At 44.5% G+C, this 16,351-nt stretch carries 12 protein-coding genes and 2 riboswitches; all 12 genes read left to right on the top strand.

Annotated features, from left to right (window positions below; genetic code table 11):
* Positions 1-33: 33 nt before the first annotated feature.
* The 12 genes from IRE19_RS13205 to IRE19_RS13150 all read left to right on the top strand — a co-directional run bounded on the left by IRE19_RS13205 (position 34) and on the right by IRE19_RS13150 (position 15,890).
* A complete protein-coding gene (locus IRE19_RS13205; RefSeq protein WP_203340767.1) occupies positions 34-504 on the top strand; it encodes a TRAP transporter small permease in 471 nt (156 codons plus the stop codon).
* Between the two features lie 2 nt (positions 505-506).
* Positions 507-1,775 (top strand): TRAP transporter large permease, encoded by a 1,269-nt coding sequence (locus IRE19_RS13200; protein WP_191716089.1) that lies wholly within the window; start codon positions 507-509, stop codon positions 1,773-1,775.
* 18 nt (positions 1,776-1,793) lie between these two features.
* A complete protein-coding gene (locus IRE19_RS13195; protein WP_203340766.1) occupies positions 1,794-2,867 on the top strand; it encodes a tartrate dehydrogenase in 1,074 nt (357 codons plus the stop codon).
* 16 nt (positions 2,868-2,883) lie between these two features.
* Entirely contained in the window at positions 2,884-3,639 is a 756-nt protein-coding gene (locus IRE19_RS13190) for an SDR family NAD(P)-dependent oxidoreductase (RefSeq protein ID WP_203340765.1), read from the top strand.
* Between the two features lie 19 nt (positions 3,640-3,658).
* A complete protein-coding gene (locus IRE19_RS13185) occupies positions 3,659-5,101 on the top strand; it encodes an aldehyde dehydrogenase family protein (protein WP_203340764.1) in 1,443 nt (480 codons plus the stop codon).
* Positions 5,102-5,608: 507 nt separating this feature from the next.
* Positions 5,609-7,078, top strand: a complete 1,470-nt coding sequence (locus tag IRE19_RS13180) for a nicotinate phosphoribosyltransferase (RefSeq protein WP_203340763.1) — start codon at positions 5,609-5,611, stop codon at positions 7,076-7,078.
* A gap of 11 nt (positions 7,079-7,089) precedes the next feature.
* Entirely contained in the window at positions 7,090-7,920 is an 831-nt protein-coding gene (nadE, locus tag IRE19_RS13175) for an NAD(+) synthase (RefSeq protein WP_191716084.1), read from the top strand.
* Between the two features lie 157 nt (positions 7,921-8,077).
* A complete protein-coding gene (locus tag IRE19_RS13170; RefSeq protein WP_191716083.1) occupies positions 8,078-9,028 on the top strand; it encodes an AAA family ATPase in 951 nt (316 codons plus the stop codon).
* Positions 9,025-10,239 carry a DUF58 domain-containing protein gene (locus tag IRE19_RS13165; RefSeq protein ID WP_203340762.1) on the top strand — a complete coding sequence of 405 codons (1,215 nt, stop codon included), beginning with the start codon at positions 9,025-9,027 and terminating at the stop codon, positions 10,237-10,239. Before IRE19_RS13170 ends, IRE19_RS13165 begins: the two co-directional genes overlap by 4 nt.
* Positions 10,236-12,419: a DUF4129 domain-containing transglutaminase family protein gene (locus IRE19_RS13160; protein WP_203340761.1), complete on the top strand. Its 2,184-nt coding sequence runs from the start codon at positions 10,236-10,238 to the stop codon at positions 12,417-12,419. The genes IRE19_RS13165 and IRE19_RS13160 overlap by 4 nt, the downstream gene beginning before the upstream one ends.
* Positions 12,420-12,451: 32 nt before the next feature.
* A riboswitch (purine riboswitch) is annotated at positions 12,452-12,553 on the top strand.
* Between the two features lie 125 nt (positions 12,554-12,678).
* Positions 12,679-14,217, top strand: coding sequence for a glutamine-hydrolyzing GMP synthase (gene guaA, locus IRE19_RS13155; protein WP_203340917.1), 1,539 nt, complete (start codon positions 12,679-12,681; stop codon positions 14,215-14,217).
* Positions 14,218-14,334: 117 nt separating this feature from the next.
* A riboswitch (purine riboswitch) is annotated at positions 14,335-14,436 on the top strand.
* Positions 14,437-14,552: 116 nt separating this feature from the next.
* Complete coding sequence (locus IRE19_RS13150) at positions 14,553-15,890, top strand: NCS2 family permease (protein ID WP_191716080.1); 1,338 nt, start codon at positions 14,553-14,555, stop codon at positions 15,888-15,890.
* The last annotated feature ends 461 nt before the right edge of the window (positions 15,891-16,351 follow it).

The raw sequence follows: 16,351 nt of genomic DNA, 5'->3' as shown, positions 1-16,351 counted from the left end.
CTATTCTCTCTTTTTTCTATCGGGGGAAAGGCGATGAATAAATTAGTCGATTACATGAACTGGGGCATCAAGCACGTATTGAACCTTTTGATGGCTTTGTTGGTCGTTGTGGTTTTTCTGCAGGTGATTTTCCGCTTTGCACTTGATTCACCGCTTGCCTGGACTGAAGAATTGGCACGTTACAGCTTGATTTGGCTGACTTTTTTAGGAGCAGCTTATGCAATGTCTTCAAAGGCGCACATCGGGATGGAATTTTTTGTGAATTTATTTAACCTCTCTATCCGCAAAGCACTCTACATCATCGCGACATTTGCCAGTCTGCTTTTTTTCCTGTTGATGGTGATAGAAGGCTATGACTTGGCGATGCAAGGGATGTCACAATTATCGCCGGTGTTACGAATTCCTATGGGCATGATTTATATGGTCATTCCAGTGAGTGGTGCGATTTTAATTATCAATATGGCCTCGCAGTTTTCAAAAGACTTTAAAAGCGGGGGTGTCTGAAGATGGCATTGGTACTGTTTATCTTATTGATGGTGTTATTTTTAATAAATGTTCCAATTGCAGTAGCTCTTGGGCTTGCCTCTACTCTTGTCTTCTTTCTCGATGGCAATGTATCGTTGATTGTGATCATCCAACGGATGTTCAACTCTGTAGATTCATTCCCTTTGATGGCTATTCCCTTCTTTATTTTGGCAGGGAAATTGATGGAAAGCGGAGGGATCTCCCAGCGTCTGATTCATTTGGCCAATGTTATTTTCGGCCGTGTCAAAGGTGGACTAGGCATTGTCTCAATTGTCGCTTGTGCGTTTTTTGCGGCTATTTCAGGTTCGGCTGCTGCCACTACAGCAGCAGTCGGAGCGTTGATGATTCCGGCAATGGTCAATAAAGGCTACGACAAAAGTTTTGCAACAGCAATCCAAGCTGCAGGGGGAACTATCGGCATTATGATTCCGCCGAGTGTACCGCTCGTTCTTTATGGAGTAGCAGCCGGTGTTTCGGTGAGTGACTTATTCATCGCTGGAATTGTTCCTGGATTGTTCGTTATGGTGTCGCTCATTCTGTTGGTTTATTTGATCTCTTTGAAAGAAGGGTATGGCGGAGGAGAAAAATTCGGCTTCAAAGATTTCTTTAAAGCATTTTTCGATGCTTTCTTGGCCTTGATGATGCCGGTCATCATATTAGGCGGGATTTATGGGGGGATCTTTACTCCGACGGAAGCAGCCGTTGTGGCAGTTGTCTACGGATTGATTGTCGGGATCTTTATCTACCGGGAAATCAAATTTAAAGACCTTATCCATATATTTTCTTCATCCGTCGTGGTGACAGCGGTCATCATGTTCATCATTGCGGGAGCTTCCGTATTCGGCTATTACTTGACGCGGCAACGGATTCCAGCTGAATTGACCGAGCTGATGCTCGGGGTTACCGAGAATTGGATCATCGCTTTATTGATCATTAACTTGTTATTGCTGATCTGCGGCGTTTTCCTTGAAACTTCAGCTGCCATCATCATTTTAACGCCGATTCTCGTGCCGATCGCCAGTGCCCTGGGCATTGACTTGGTCCATTTCGGAATCATTATGATCGTCAACCTTGGAATTGGATTCATTACACCGCCAGTAGGCGTCAATTTATTTGTTGCAGCCAATATCGCAGGAACGAAATTTGAAAGTCTCTTGAAAGCGATTGTTCCGTTTATTCTGATCATGATTGTAGATGTCATTATAATTTCGTTTATTCCAGGGATCAGCTTATTCCTTCTTGGAGATTAACTAATTGGGGGAGAGTTTATGACAACGTATAAAATAGCGGTTCTTCCGGGGGATGGGATCGGACCGGATGTAACTGCCGAAGCTATCAAAGTGCTGGAAGCGCTGAAACAGCAGGATCCTGATTTTAAAATCGAATTTCGGCCATTCGAATGGGGCAGTGAGTATTATTTGGAACACGGTCGGATAATGCCGGAAGATGGGTTGGATCAATTGAAAAGTTTTGATGCCATTTTATTTGGAGCAGTGGGAGATAAGCGGGTGCCGGATGAAATCACCATTTGGGAATTGATTATGCCCATTCGGAAAAACTTTGAGCAATATGTCAATATGCGTCCCATCAGACGCTTGGCGGGCATTGAATCCCCTTTGAAAAATGAACAGCCCATTGATTTTATGGTATTCCGTGAAAATGCGGAAGGAGAGTATTCAAATATCGGGGGACGGCTTTACCAACAGCAGTCCCAAGAAATGGCCATTCAAAACACTGTCATTACGAAGCAAGGTGTAGAACGCATCGCTAAATATGCCTTTGAATATGCCAGAAAAAACAATAAATCAAAGGTGACAAGCGCCACGAAATCCAATGCCATCATCCATTCGATGAAGTTATGGGATGAAGTCGTAAAGGAAGTAGCGGAAGACTATGGCGAGATTGAACTCGAAAGCAATTTTATCGATGCGCTGGCCGCTTATTTCGTGATGCGTCCGGAATCGTTTGAAGTAGTGGTGGCATCGAATCTATTCGGAGACATATTGACGGATCTTGGAGCTGCTTTAGTAGGGGGCTTAGGTGTTTCGCCGTCAGGCAATATCAATCCGGACCGGACATTTCCTTCCATGTTTGAAGCGATTCATGGATCAGCACCGGATATTGCTGGAAAAGGAATCGCTAATCCGATTGCACAAATTTGGTCAGCTGCTCTAATGCTGGATCATCTGGGACGGCCGGATCTATCAACGGCAATTGTCGATGCCATTGAACAAGTATTGCAAGAAGGCCGGGTACTGACGCCGGACTTAGGCGGAACTTCAACGACGCAGGAGCTTGGCACGGCGATTGCGGAAAAGGTTCAACAGCTGATTGTTAAATAGAAGCGGAGGAACTCAAATGAATGTAAATGAGAAAGTGGCGATTGTAACAGGTGCAGGAGGCGGAATGGGAAAAGTGGTTGTCGGACAATTTCTTGAACAAGGCGCAAAAGTGGCGGGAATCGATATTCAAACTGCCGGCCTAGCCGAACTGGAATCTCGATATCCTGAACAATTGCTGGTTATACAAGGAAATTTGGCAGACGAGGAAAGTGTCGAATCGGCTATAAAAAAAACAGCGGAAACTTTCGGTCAGATTGACGTATTGGCCAATGTCGCCGGCATTGCCCAAGCGGCAACAGATATCGAAAAAGTTTCATTGAAAGACTGGGAGCGTATCATGTCCATCAATTCGACAGCGGTCTTTTTAACTTCCCGAGCGGTTGTACCTTATATGAAACAGCAAAAAAACGGATCCATCATCAACATCGCATCGGTGTCCGTGGATCGGCCAAGACCAGGATTGAATGCATATGTAGCTTCTAAGGGAGCAACGATTTCTTTGACGAAAGCGCTGGCGATTGAATTGGCTCCGTATAACATACGGGTCAATGCCATCAATCCAGGGCCAGCCGATACTAAAATGCTGGGAGAATTCACCGCAGCTGGCAGCGATGAAGGCGAAGCGAAAGAGAACATCTTCCGTAAAAGTGTGCCACTTGGGGAATTGATCACACCTGAGGCTATTGCCAATTGTGTTTTATACTTAAGTTCGGATTTAGCGAAAATGATGACCGGCAGCGTAGTGAACGTTGATGGAGGACGCGGAATTTAATTGGAAAGAGGTGAAAAACGTGAAAAAACAACAGATGTACATCAATGGCCAGTGGATGGACAGTGTCGAAAAAGAACAACTTGAAACAATAAATCCGGGTACCGGCGAAGTGCTGGCGCAAATTCCAAGAGGCAAAAAACAGGACGTGGACGCAGCGGTCCAAGCGGCACGCAACCGGTTTGAATCAGAGGAATGGCAATCCTTTCCCCCGATTGAAAGAGGGAGGATTCTGCATAAAGTGGCCGATGCACTGAGGGAAGATGCGGAAGAAATCGCTTTGTTGGAGACCTTGGATACCGGAAAACCGCTGACGCAGGCACGTAAAGATGTGGAAGCGTCCGCGCTGTATTTTGAGTATTATGCTGGAATGGCGGATAAAATTTTCGGAGAAACCATACCGGTTCAACCGGGGATTCTGGATTATACCTTGCGGGAGCCGATTGGTGTCACTGCCCATATCATCCCTTGGAATTATCCTTTGCAAATCATTTCCCGTTCAACGGCAGCAGCAATTGCGACCGGCAATACCGTGGTCGCAAAGCCCGCGGAAGATACACCGTTGACCGCCATCAAACTGGCGGAAATTTTTGATAAAACGGCCTTGCCGAAAGGCGTATTCAATTTGGTGACAGGTTATGGTTTTGAAGCAGGAGCGGCAATTTCCGAACATCCGGATGTCGACCACATTACCTTTACGGGTTCTGTCCAAACAGGATCGGCAGTTATGATGGGTGCGGCTAAAAATGTGAAGCCGGTGACGTTGGAGCTGGGCGGAAAATCACCGAACATCATCTTCGAAGATTGCGATCAGGAAGAAGCAGTGGATTGGGTTGTGCGGTCCATCATTCAAAATGCGGGCCAAACCTGTTCAGCGGGCTCACGTCTTCTGGTCCAGCAATCGATTAAGGATGAATTCCTGAAAAAAGTTGTAGCGAAAATGCAGGCGATCCAAATCGGCAAAGGAGTAGATGACCCTGACTTGGGCCCGATTTTAAACGAAAAACAATTCACCCGGATTCTGGAGTTCATGGATGTTGCCAATAAAGAAGGTGCAACTTTCTTAACAGGAGGACAGCGGCAGGAAACCCCCGGTCTTGAAAACGGCTACTTTTTCCAGCCGACCGTCATTGATGGACTGGCTCCAAAAAGTTATGTTGCACAAGAAGAGATTTTTGCACCGGTGGTTGCAGCCTTTTCATTTGATACGGAACAGCAAGCGATTGAACTGGCTAATGGCACGGAATATGGGCTTGTAACGGGAATCTGGACAAAAGACGGAGCACGGGCCCATCGTGTAGCCAGCAAAATTCGGGCAGGCCAGGTGTTCATCAATAATTACGGCGCTGGCGGCGGGGTTCAAATGCCGTTTGGCGGTTATAAGAAAAGTGGGTTTGGCCGTGAAAAAGGGCTCGAAGCTTTGCGCAATTACACCATCTTGAAAAATGTAGCGCTGAAGTACTAACGCATGGAATTGGAAAAGGGATGCCCTCTGTGTAGAGGACATCCCTTTGTTTGTTTAAGGTAACTATAATTTATTTTGACTCAATTTTTCAACCCGTGTTATCGGGGAATCATTTCCATTGAAAGTGTTACTTCCAGTACCGCGGTCATTGTTCCACTGGTTGCTTTCTAACTTAAGCAACGTAAACCCTACCTTCTTTTACGTCCTTGCGATCCTTAAATCGCGCCAGTGTGAATAAGTATTCTCAAAAACTTCTATAGTAGAATGCCAGATTATCAAAATTTACAAGTTACCTTTGTGTTAACTAATTGAGTATCTCACATATATCCATGTTTGTCAAAGAGTTAGTCTATATGATGCTTACAAAACTGTGTAACACAAAATCGATTGATGTCTGGTCATATGCCCTCAAACCAATTAAAAAGCAGGCAAATAGCTTTTATTTATTGTCACACCAGTATTGGTGTATAATTGTAGGCATTACGGATGCGGAAGAAGGAGATTCTTATGGATAAGCATTATACGGATGACAGTTTGGCGCTACATACAGATTTATATCAAATCAATATGTCGGAAGCTTATTGGGCAGATGGCATGCACAATCGGAAAGCGGTATTTGAATTGTTTTTCCGCAAATTGCCGTTTGGCAATGGCTATGCACTTTTTGCTGGGTTGGAACGTGTGTTGGATTATTTGAAGAACTTCAAGTTTACAGAAAGTGATTTGGAATATTTACACGAAGAGCTGGGCTATAAAGAAGATTTTATTGCGTATTTACGTACCATTCGATTTACGGGTACTGTTTATTCGGTTGTTGAAGGTGAATTGGTTTTCCAAAACGAAGCGTTGATTCGTGTGGAAGCTCCGCTTGTGGAAGCGCAGTTGATCGAAACGGCCTTATTAAACATCGTCAATTACCAAACACTGATTGCGACGAAAGCGAGTCGCATCAAGCAAATTGTGAAAAAAGAAAAGGTTATGGAATTTGGAACAAGACGCGCACAGGAAATGGACGCGGCTATTTGGGGAACGCGTGCAGCTTACATTGGCGGTCTTGAAGCGACCAGTAATGTACGTGCAGGGAAAAAATTCGGAATTCCGGTAGCAGGAACGCATGCCCATTCAATGGTGCAGGCTTACAAAGATGAATACGAAGCATTCCATGCATACGCAAAGCGACATAAAAACTGCGTCTTTTTAGTCGATACATACGATACCTTGAAATCAGGCCTGCCCATTGCCATAAAAGTGGCACAGGAACTTGGCGACCAGATCAACTTCCAGGGAATTCGCCTGGACAGTGGAGATATTGCTTTCTTATCTAAAGAGGCAAGAAAAATGTTGGATGCGGCCGGTTTCCCTGACGCTGAAGTCGTGGTATCCAATGATTTGGATGAATACACAATACTGAACTTGAAAGCGCAAGGCGCACGTGTTGATGCATGGGGAATTGGGACAAAGCTGATCACTGCTTATGACCAGCCGGCTCTGGGCGCTGTTTATAAACTTGTGGCTATTGAAAATGAAAACGGCGAAATGGAAGATACCATTAAAATTTCGGGAACTGCAGAAAAAGTTACTACACCCGGATTGAAAAACGTTTACCGAATCATAGATAGGGAAAATGGGAAATCAGAAGGTGATTACATTGCCATGCAAGATGAAGATCCTGCTTCTGAGGAGCGCTTGAAAATGTTCCATCCAGTCCATACATTTGTCTCGAAATTTGTAACGAATTTCGATGCAGTCAACATTCATCAGAAAGTCATTGAAAATGGTGAAGTTATCTATGACAATCCAAGCCTTAAGGAAATGCAGCTCTACGGGATTCAAAACATGGAACTGTTATGGGATGAATACAAGCGCTCATTGAACCCTGAGGAATATCCAGTAGATCTCAGCCAGAAATGTTGGGACAATAAGATGAAGAACATTCAAGAGGTTCGGCAGGCGGTTCATGACTATATCGGAGACTGAGGAGGAGTCAAATGTCTACTTTACAGCAGCAAATCATTGAAGAGCTGAAAGTTCAGCCTTCCATTCAAGCAAAAGAAGAAATCGAGCGTACCGTTTCATTTTTGAAAGAATACCTGAAGCACCATTCGTTTTTAAAAGGATACGTATTGGGGATTTCTGGTGGACAAGATTCTACATTAGTTGGAAAGATGGCTCAGATGGCTGTCGATCAGTTGAATGAAGAAACAGGGGATAATACGTACGGATTTTACGCAGTGCGATTGCCGTACGGCGTCCAATTCGATGAACACGATGCAAAAGATGCGCTGGAATTTATTCAGCCGACGAAAGTGTACACCATTAATATCAAAGAAGCTGTTGATGCCAGTGACCGCGCGTTGGAAGCGGCCGGTATTGAATTGACCGATTTTATTAAAGGCAACGAAAAAGCGCGTGAACGGATGAAAGCCCAATATTCAGTAGCGGCGATGCATAATGCAGTTGTATTGGGAACGGATCATGCTGCGGAAGCCATCACTGGATTTTACACGAAATTCGGAGATGGCGCTGCTGACGTGACGCCGTTAGTCCGTCTAAACAAACGCCAAGGGCGGGCAATGCTGAAGGAACTTGGTTCTCCGGAACATCTGTACACGAAAATCCCGACTGCGGATCTGGAGGAAGACAAACCCGCAATTCCAGATGAAGTGGCTCTTGGGTTAACCTACGACATGATCGATGATTACTTGGAAGGCAAAAAGATCCCAACAGATGCTCAGGAAAAATTGGAAGGTTATTATTTGAGAACGCAGCATAAACGCCATTTGCCGATTACAATATTTGATGATTTTTGGAAAAAGTGAAGAACAGCAGGGATCCTTTGGGAGTCCCTGCTTTTTCTTTGGGAAAAAGGTCCGATGAAACAATCCGTGTAGTTGAGTTCTTGTCCATTATTCGTTATGATTACGATAAGATTGTGACAATTCAAACATTTTCTGATTTATATTGGGGGAACCATAGATGAACGCAAAAGAGCGATTGGAACAGGTAATTGATAATATCGAAAAAGTCATCATCGGCAAACGCAATATTGCTGAACTCAGCATTGTCGCGATGCTGTCGCATGGCCATGTCCTGCTTGAGGATGTTCCCGGTGTTGGAAAAACGATGTTGGTCCGTGCATTGGCAAAATCTGTAGGAGCAGATTTTAAGCGCATACAATTCACACCCGATCTTCTTCCATCGGACGTAATCGGTGTCTCCATTTATAACCCGAAAGACATGGAATTCCATTTTAGGCCCGGTCCAATTATGGGCAACATCATTTTAGCCGATGAAATCAACAGAACCTCCCCGAAAACACAATCTTCCCTACTCGAAGCGATGGAAGAAGCTTCTGTGACCATTGATGGTGTCACAATGCAGATTCCTAAACCATTCTTTGTCATGGCCACACAAAACCCTATCGAATATGAAGGGACCTATCCGTTGCCGGAAGCGCAGCTCGACCGCTTTTTGCTGAAAATCAAGATGGGGTATCCTACGCCTAAAGAAGAAATGGAAGTGTTGAACCGCGCGCAGTCTGCTGCTCCGATTGAAGAACTGACTTCCGTCATTTCGCTCAATGAATTGCTGGAACTGCAGGAACAGGTGAAGACGATCAAAGTGGACGAAACCATCCGCAGCTACATTGTTGATTTGTCCAGACAGACCCGTCAAGATTCCTATGTTTATTTGGGGGTAAGCCCGCGTGGATCCATCGCACTCATGAAAGCTTCCCAAGCCTATGCTTTATTGAAAGGACGAAATTACGTAACGCCTGATGATGTGCAATATTTGGCGAAGTTTGTTTTCGGCCATCGCATCATGCTGCGGTCGGAAGCTCGTTATGATGGAATAACCGCCGAAGAAATTACTGAACGTATTTTAGCGAAAACCCGTGTGCCTGTCCAAAGGCTTGTTGGCCAATGAATCGGTTGAAAAAAATTACGGGTCTTTCAGGCCGGCTGATTCTTGTGGTGTTCTTTCTTTTCCTTACTTTTTCTTTTGCCATGTTTCAAGGAGGATTTGTCAGCTGGTTCATTTTTTATATGGCGCTGCCATTTATTGTGTATTCAATTTTGCTTACTTTCTATCCTTTGCAGGACGTTGAAGCCAATCGGGAAATACATACTGCCCAGGTTAGACAAGGGGGGGATTTTTCCGCCACTACCACGATTTACCGAAAGTACCCTTTCCCTTTGCTTTATACAGTGGTAAGCGAACAAACCAATTCGCCTTCCTTGAATAAGAGGTTGGCTGGCCAACAGCAAAAAATGATTGTCCCTGGATTTCGGAAAAAGGTTTCCTGGACATATGCTGTGGAGCAGATGCCGAGAGGTGAGCATGTGTTGGAGGGTGTTCATCTGGAAATTGCTGATTTTTTTGGGTGGGTGAAAAAAAGCCGCCTTTTGCCGATTCAACAAACGGTGCTAGTGTATCCAAATACTGTAGAAATCGCTTATCGTCCCATGGAATCCCGTTATGATCAAGGATCGACGGCTGCTCCTTTTACGCTGGTAAAAGATACCACCATGGCAAGCGGAATCCGTGATTATCAGCCAGGGGACCGAGTGTCCTGGATTCATTGGAAATCATACGCGCGTACCCAAACTTTGCGGACGAAAGAATTCGAAGACCGCCAATCGCAGGACTTATTTTTGCTGGATGACCGCAGAAATTCAGAAAAATTCGAGTCGCAGGTGGAGCTTGTGGCATCAATCCTGCAGTCAATCGTCCGCGCCAATTCGAGCGTCGCGTATCTATCGGTCGGACACACTCGAAATTATTTCCCGATTATCCAAACCGAAGAGCATTTGCAGCGGGTCATGTATCATTTAGCCAAAGTACAAGATGACTTGGACAAGTCGGCAGAACAGGCCATTGGCCGCGAGCTTCAGCGGATGAATACATCAAGTTTGCTCTACGTGACCAGCGAATTGTCGGTAGATATGGTTCAGGCCATCCGAAAAAATGCGAAAAGCCTCAGCAATTGTACCTGTCTGGTCATCGCCAATAAAGGTGAACCTTTAAGTAAAAAAGATGAAGACGTGCACCAGTTTGCCCGCTCGAAAGGATTTATTGTCAGGCGTGTGAGTCCAGAGAACTTTGCAGCGGTGTTTACGGAGGTGAGCAGACAATGACTTCCATAAGAAAAAACAAACTGTTCATGGCTGTTTTGTATGTGCTGGTTTTTCTAATGCTTGCCGAATGGCTGACGCCCGTCATTGTGCTGACTGAAACGGGCCATAAAGCATTGTTTCTGTTTTTCATCGCTGCCGGTTTATTAATGGCTTTCTTGAGAGCACCTTGGTGGTTTTCAGGACCCATCAAGATTCTCTATATTCTCTGGTTCATTGTCTACGTCTATACAGGGGATTTGTTCTTTACCGGCGAAGCCATTTCATTTCTCCGAACGGATTTCAGTGTTAATTTTACTGCTCTGATGTCTCAAAATTGGGCACAGACAACGGATGTTTTCCGTACGGTATTATTTTTCACTTTATTATGGATGGCTATTTATTTGATTCATTACTGGGTAAGTTTCAGATTAAGCATCTTTTTATTTTACTTGCTGACGGTCATTTTCATAGCAGTCCTGGATACGTTCAGCCCTTATTCCGGAGACGCGGCAATTGTCCGCATCATGGTGATTGGCCTGCTTTTAGCCGGATTATTGCATTTGGCCCGTTGGATGGAAGGGCACCGCATTCTGGAGCGGACAGATAAATTGGCCGCCTTTGCCGTGCCCTTGGTTTTATTGGTGGCAGTATCGACGGCTTTAGCCTTGTACCTGCCTAAAGCCGGACCGATTTGGCCTGATCCTGTGCCGTTTTTCACTTCATTCTCCGGACAAGGAGGTGCGGGGATGGGTGGCAATGTCGGCCGTATCGGATACGGAGTCGATGATTCGCGTCTCGGTGGATCCTTTATTGGTGACGATACTGTGGCTTTTCATGCAGAGGTATCAGAAGGGCAGTACTGGAAAGTCGAGTCGAAAGATGTGTACACGACAAAAGGATGGGAATTAACCGAAAACGTAGATGAGTCCATCTTCTATGGCAATGACGAAACGGTTGATACCGGCTTTGATCCGGCTGAAGAAGAAATGGATTTGGCTATCTTGTCGATGGAGCAAGATTTTCCGTTTGTTCTTTATCCTTATGGGACTGCTTCTTTTTTCATGGAAGAATCACCGGATTATCAATACAGCCCGGCAGATCAACGATTTGAAACCTATCAAAATGGACGGGAATTCGAGCCTGAAGTTTATGAAATAGCTTTCAATGAGCCCAGTTATAGCTTAACTGCATTACGGGAAACGAGCGATGAAGATTTAGCGGAGCTGTCGGGCGATTTCGACCGTTTCCTGCAATTGCCCGATGAACTGCCGGAACGCGTCAGAGATCTGGCTGCTGAAATTACGGCAGGGGCAGAAACTGTCTATGATAAAACACGTGCTGTAGAACGTTATTTCAGTATCTCCGGATTTGAATACAGTCAATCCGATATTCCTGTACCTGAAGCTGATCAGGATTATGTAGATCAGTTCCTATTTGAAACCAAAAGAGGGTATTGCGATAATTTTTCCAGTTCCATGGTAGTGATGCTGCGTTCTTTGAATATTCCTGCCCGTTGGGTCAAAGGCTTCAATGAAGGAGAACTGATCGGTACCACTGGCGAGATTGATACGTATCAAGTGACGAACAATAATGCCCATTCTTGGGTAGAGGCCTATATGCCTGGGGTCGGGTGGATGCTGTTCGAACCAACTATCGGCTTTACTGGCGCTGCTTCCATCGATTTCGATTTAGAGCTGGATGCGGAAGATCCGGTACAGCCTGAACCAGAAGAACTTCCCCTTGAAGATAATCCTCAAACAGCTGAGGAAGAAGAAACGGCTGTTGCAGCCGGTCCTTCATTTGGAGATCGCGTTGCAGATTTCATTTCAAAAAATCGCTGGAAATTGATTTGGGGATTGCTTGGAGTGAGTGTTGCTGCATCCATTCTCTTTAAAATTCGTCGTAAATGGATGCCCAAGCTACTGGTTTCCTATTACCGGAAAAGCGGCGGTGGGAGTGGGCAATTTGAAAAAGCGTATTTGCGGCTTTTGAAGCAATTGGATTTGTATGGCATCCATAGAAATCCGGGCCAAACCTTGAAATCCTATGCCGCATACATTGATTCGTTTTTTGGGACACGGGAAATGACTGAGCTGACCGAAGCATATGAACGTGCAGTTTATGGAGACAATGCTGAATCTGTTGACTGGCTTGAGTTAAGGGAAAGTTGGGAAAATTTAATCAATCGGACAAGCGGTTGATTTTACAGCATGTAGCTTGTACAATTGAGAAAATTAAAGATTACAGGTGCCCTCATATATGTCCGGTAATATGGATCGGATGTCTCTACCAAGTCCCCGGAAATGACTTGACTATGAAGGTGGATGACGCATGCTTTTTGACATGTGCATTCGCCTTTTTGATGTAGAGCAGAAGAACGCGAGGTCCAATTTTCGCGTTCTTTTGCTATTTTGAGACCTGAATTGAATAGAAGAGGTGAAGGTTTTGCCAGTTAGTCCAATGTTGAAAGAACAGAAAAAAATCGTCGTTTTGGATTTCGGAAGTCAATACAATCAGTTGATCACTCGCCGCATCCGTGAAATTGGTGTTTATAGTGAGCTGCATCCACATACTGTCACAGCTGAAGAAATCAAAGATATGAACGCTACGGGGATCATTTTCTCTGGCGGCCCGAATTCTGTTTACGATAAAAACGCTTTTTCTATCGATGAAGCAATTTTTGAAATGGGCTTGCCGATTTTGGGGATTTGCTATGGCATGCAGCTGATGGCGTTGCACTTGAAAGGAAATGTGGAGAAATCCCAAAACCGCGAGTACGGTAAAGCAGAGCTTAAGTTGACGAAAGAGAGCAAGATTTTCAAAGACCTTCCGGAAGAGCAGATTGTCTGGATGAGCCACGGTGACTTGGTCACTGCTGCACCTCCGGGATTTGATGTGATTGGAACAAGTGCTGGCTGTCCGATCGCTTCAATGGCTGACGAAAGCCGCGGATTCTACGGTGTTCAATTTCACCCGGAAGTGCGTCACTCGATTTATGGAAACGATCTTCTGCGCAAGTTCGTCTACGACGTTTGTGGCATGACTGATGACTGGTCGATGGAAAATTACATCGATTTGGAAATTGAAAAGATTCGTGAAGAAGTCGGCGACAAAAAAGTTCTTTGCGCACTTAGTGGTGGAGTAGATTCATCCGTAGTGGCTGTGTTGATTCATAAAGCGATTGGTGATCAATTGACGTGCATGTTCGTGGATCACGGTTTACTTCGCAAAGGAGAAGCCGAGAGCGTTATGAAAACTTTTGCTGACGGATTCAACATGAACGTCATCAAAATCGATGCACGCGACCGCTTCATGAAAAAACTTGAAGGCGTTACGGATCCAGAGAAAAAACGCAAAATTATCGGCAATGAATTTATCTATGTCTTTGATGACGAAGCTTCGAAGTTGGAAGGCATGGATTTCCTTGCACAAGGAACTTTGTACACCGATATCATCGAAAGTGGAACAACAACTGCACAAACCATCAAATCTCACCACAACGTAGGCGGATTGCCTGAGGACATGCAGTTTAAATTGATCGAGCCATTGAATACATTATTCAAAGATGAAGTACGTGTTCTAGGGACAGAGCTCGGCATGCCGGACGAAATTGTTTGGCGCCAGCCATTCCCAGGTCCTGGCCTAGGCATCCGCATCATGGGGGCTGTCACTGAAGAAAAATTGGAGATTGTCCGTGAATCCGATTGGATTTTACGCGATGAAATCAGCAAAGCTGGTCTCGATCGTGATATTTGGCAATACTTTACTGTGTTGCCGGATCTGCGCAGTGTAGGTGTTATGGGCGATGCCCGTACGTACGATTATGCTATCGGTATCCGTGCAGTCACATCAATTGACGGAATGACTTCTGACTGGGCACGCATCCCTTGGGAAGTGCTTGAGAAAATCAGTGTCCGATTGGTCAACGAAGTCGACCACATCAACCGTGTACTGTATGACATTACGAGCAAGCCACCTGCAACTATTGAATGGGAATAAACTACAAAGGATGTCAGCTAACTAAGCTGGCATCCTTTTTTACGAACTTTATTTGCTTATTTTATATAAATGTTCGTGTTTAATCTTGTTAATTCATTTTATACATGATATATTACTAATGAAATTAAATAAGCTTGTCGTATAATGTCGGGGATATGGCCCGAAAGTTTCTACCGAGTTACCGTAAATGACTCGACTACGATTTTAATCCGCTCAAGTGAAGAGTAGGGTGCCTTTCAGTTTTCAAGTGAAAGGATAAATCGAACGCATACGGCAATCTGCTGTATGCGTTTTTCTTTTGTAGAATTTATACGCAGGCATTCGGAGGAATCAGAATGAAAAAGTATTTTCAGTTTGAAGAACTGGGGACGAATTACCGCCGCGAAATTATCGGAGGTTTAACAACATTTTTAGCGATGGCTTATATACTTGTCGTCAACCCGTTGACGTTAACGCTGGAATCAGTTCCGGATCTTGATGATGCTTTACGGATGGATTACGGCGCTGTCTTTATGGCGACAGCTTTGGCTGCAGCGATTGGTTGTCTGGTTATGGGGATCCTGGCAAAGTATCCAATTGCGCTTGCTCCAGGAATGGGTTTAAATGCATTCTTTGCTTATACGGTTATTCTGACTTATGGGATTCCATGGCAAACAGCTTTGACAGGCGTACTGTTTTCCGGTCTTATATTTATTCTCATTACGTTAACCGGTCTTCGCGAATTGATCATCAATGCTATCCCTGCTGAATTGAAATATGCGGTAGGTGCCGGCATTGGGCTTTACATTACATTTATCGGGTTTCAGAATGCGGGAATTATTGTGGGCAATCCCGATACCTTGGTCGGGCTCGGAGATCTTTCGGCTGGCTCAGCGTTGCTGGCGATCTTTGGTTTGGTGGTCACAGTCATTTTTATGGTCCGCGGCGTTCAAGGCGGAATCTTTTTTGGAATACTGATTGCAGCAATAGTTGGAATGATTTTCGGAGTCGTCAATTTGCCGAGCGCTATTGTAGATTTCAACGTACCGAGCATGGCGCCGACTTTTGGTGTAGCGCTTGAGCCGATTTTCAACGACTTCGGTTCATTGATGAACATTCAGTTCCTTGTAGTAGTATTGACTTTCCTCTTCGTCGATTTCTTTGATACAGCTGGCACATTAGTAGCTGTAGCCAATCAGGCAGGGTTAATGAAAGACAATAAACTGCCGAGAGCGGGCAAAGCGCTGATGGCTGATTCAATTGCTACAGTAAGTGGAGCAATTTTCGGAACGTCAACAACAACTTCCTATATTGAATCCACTTCAGGAGTTGCGGCTGGTGCCCGTTCAGGATTCGCCGCTGTTGTTACTGGCCTGCTTTTCCTGGTTTCGATTTTCTTTTACCCACTGCTTGAAGTGATCACAAGTGCAGTCACAGCACCAGCATTAATCATTGTAGGTGTATTGATGGTTTCGGCTTTAGGGAAAATAGATTGGACGAGATTTGAAATTGCCGTTCCAGCGTTTCTGACGATGATTGCTATGCCTCTTGGTTATAGTATTGCCACAGGGATCGCAATCGGTTTTATCTTCTACCCGATTACGATGATTGTAGCTGGGAAAGGGAAGCAAGTTCATCCTATTATGTATGGGTTGTTTGTGATTTTCATTCTCTATTTCATTTTCATAGCGTAAGCAAAAAAAGTCTGCCGGTTTTAACGGCAGGCTTTTTCTTTTTAAGTTGACTGAATTTCTGAGCTTTCTACTATATAGAAGGAGCTTTAAATCTATTGAGGTTTTAATTGAGGAAAGTTTATTGGAAAATAGGTTTGAAGACTTAGAAGCTGAAGATTTTAGAGGGCTTTCTATAGAAGGAATTTCAATTGCGGACCAGCTGTGGGAAGCTATTGAAAGTTAGGGGGAAGATTGAATGTAAAGAGTGGATTTCCTTTCAAATTTGTAACGTTTTTGTAATCTTTTTATTAAGAATTTTCTGTTATAATAAAGTTGTGCAAAAATCTATTTTATAGTGTTGACTCTTAAATGCAAGCATGGTATATTAATTGAGTCGCAAGTGAGCGCGACAAACTGAACCTTGAAAACTGAACAGCAAAACGTCAACATACAGCAACGGCCGTTGAACGCGGCCCGCGCAA

The organism is Planococcus beijingensis (assembly GCF_016820615.1).
Lineage (GTDB): Bacteria > Bacillota > Bacilli > Bacillales_A > Planococcaceae > Planococcus > Planococcus notacanthi.
The sequence above is the reverse complement of the archived record's forward strand: the minus strand, read 5'-3'. Positions and strand labels throughout refer to the sequence as shown.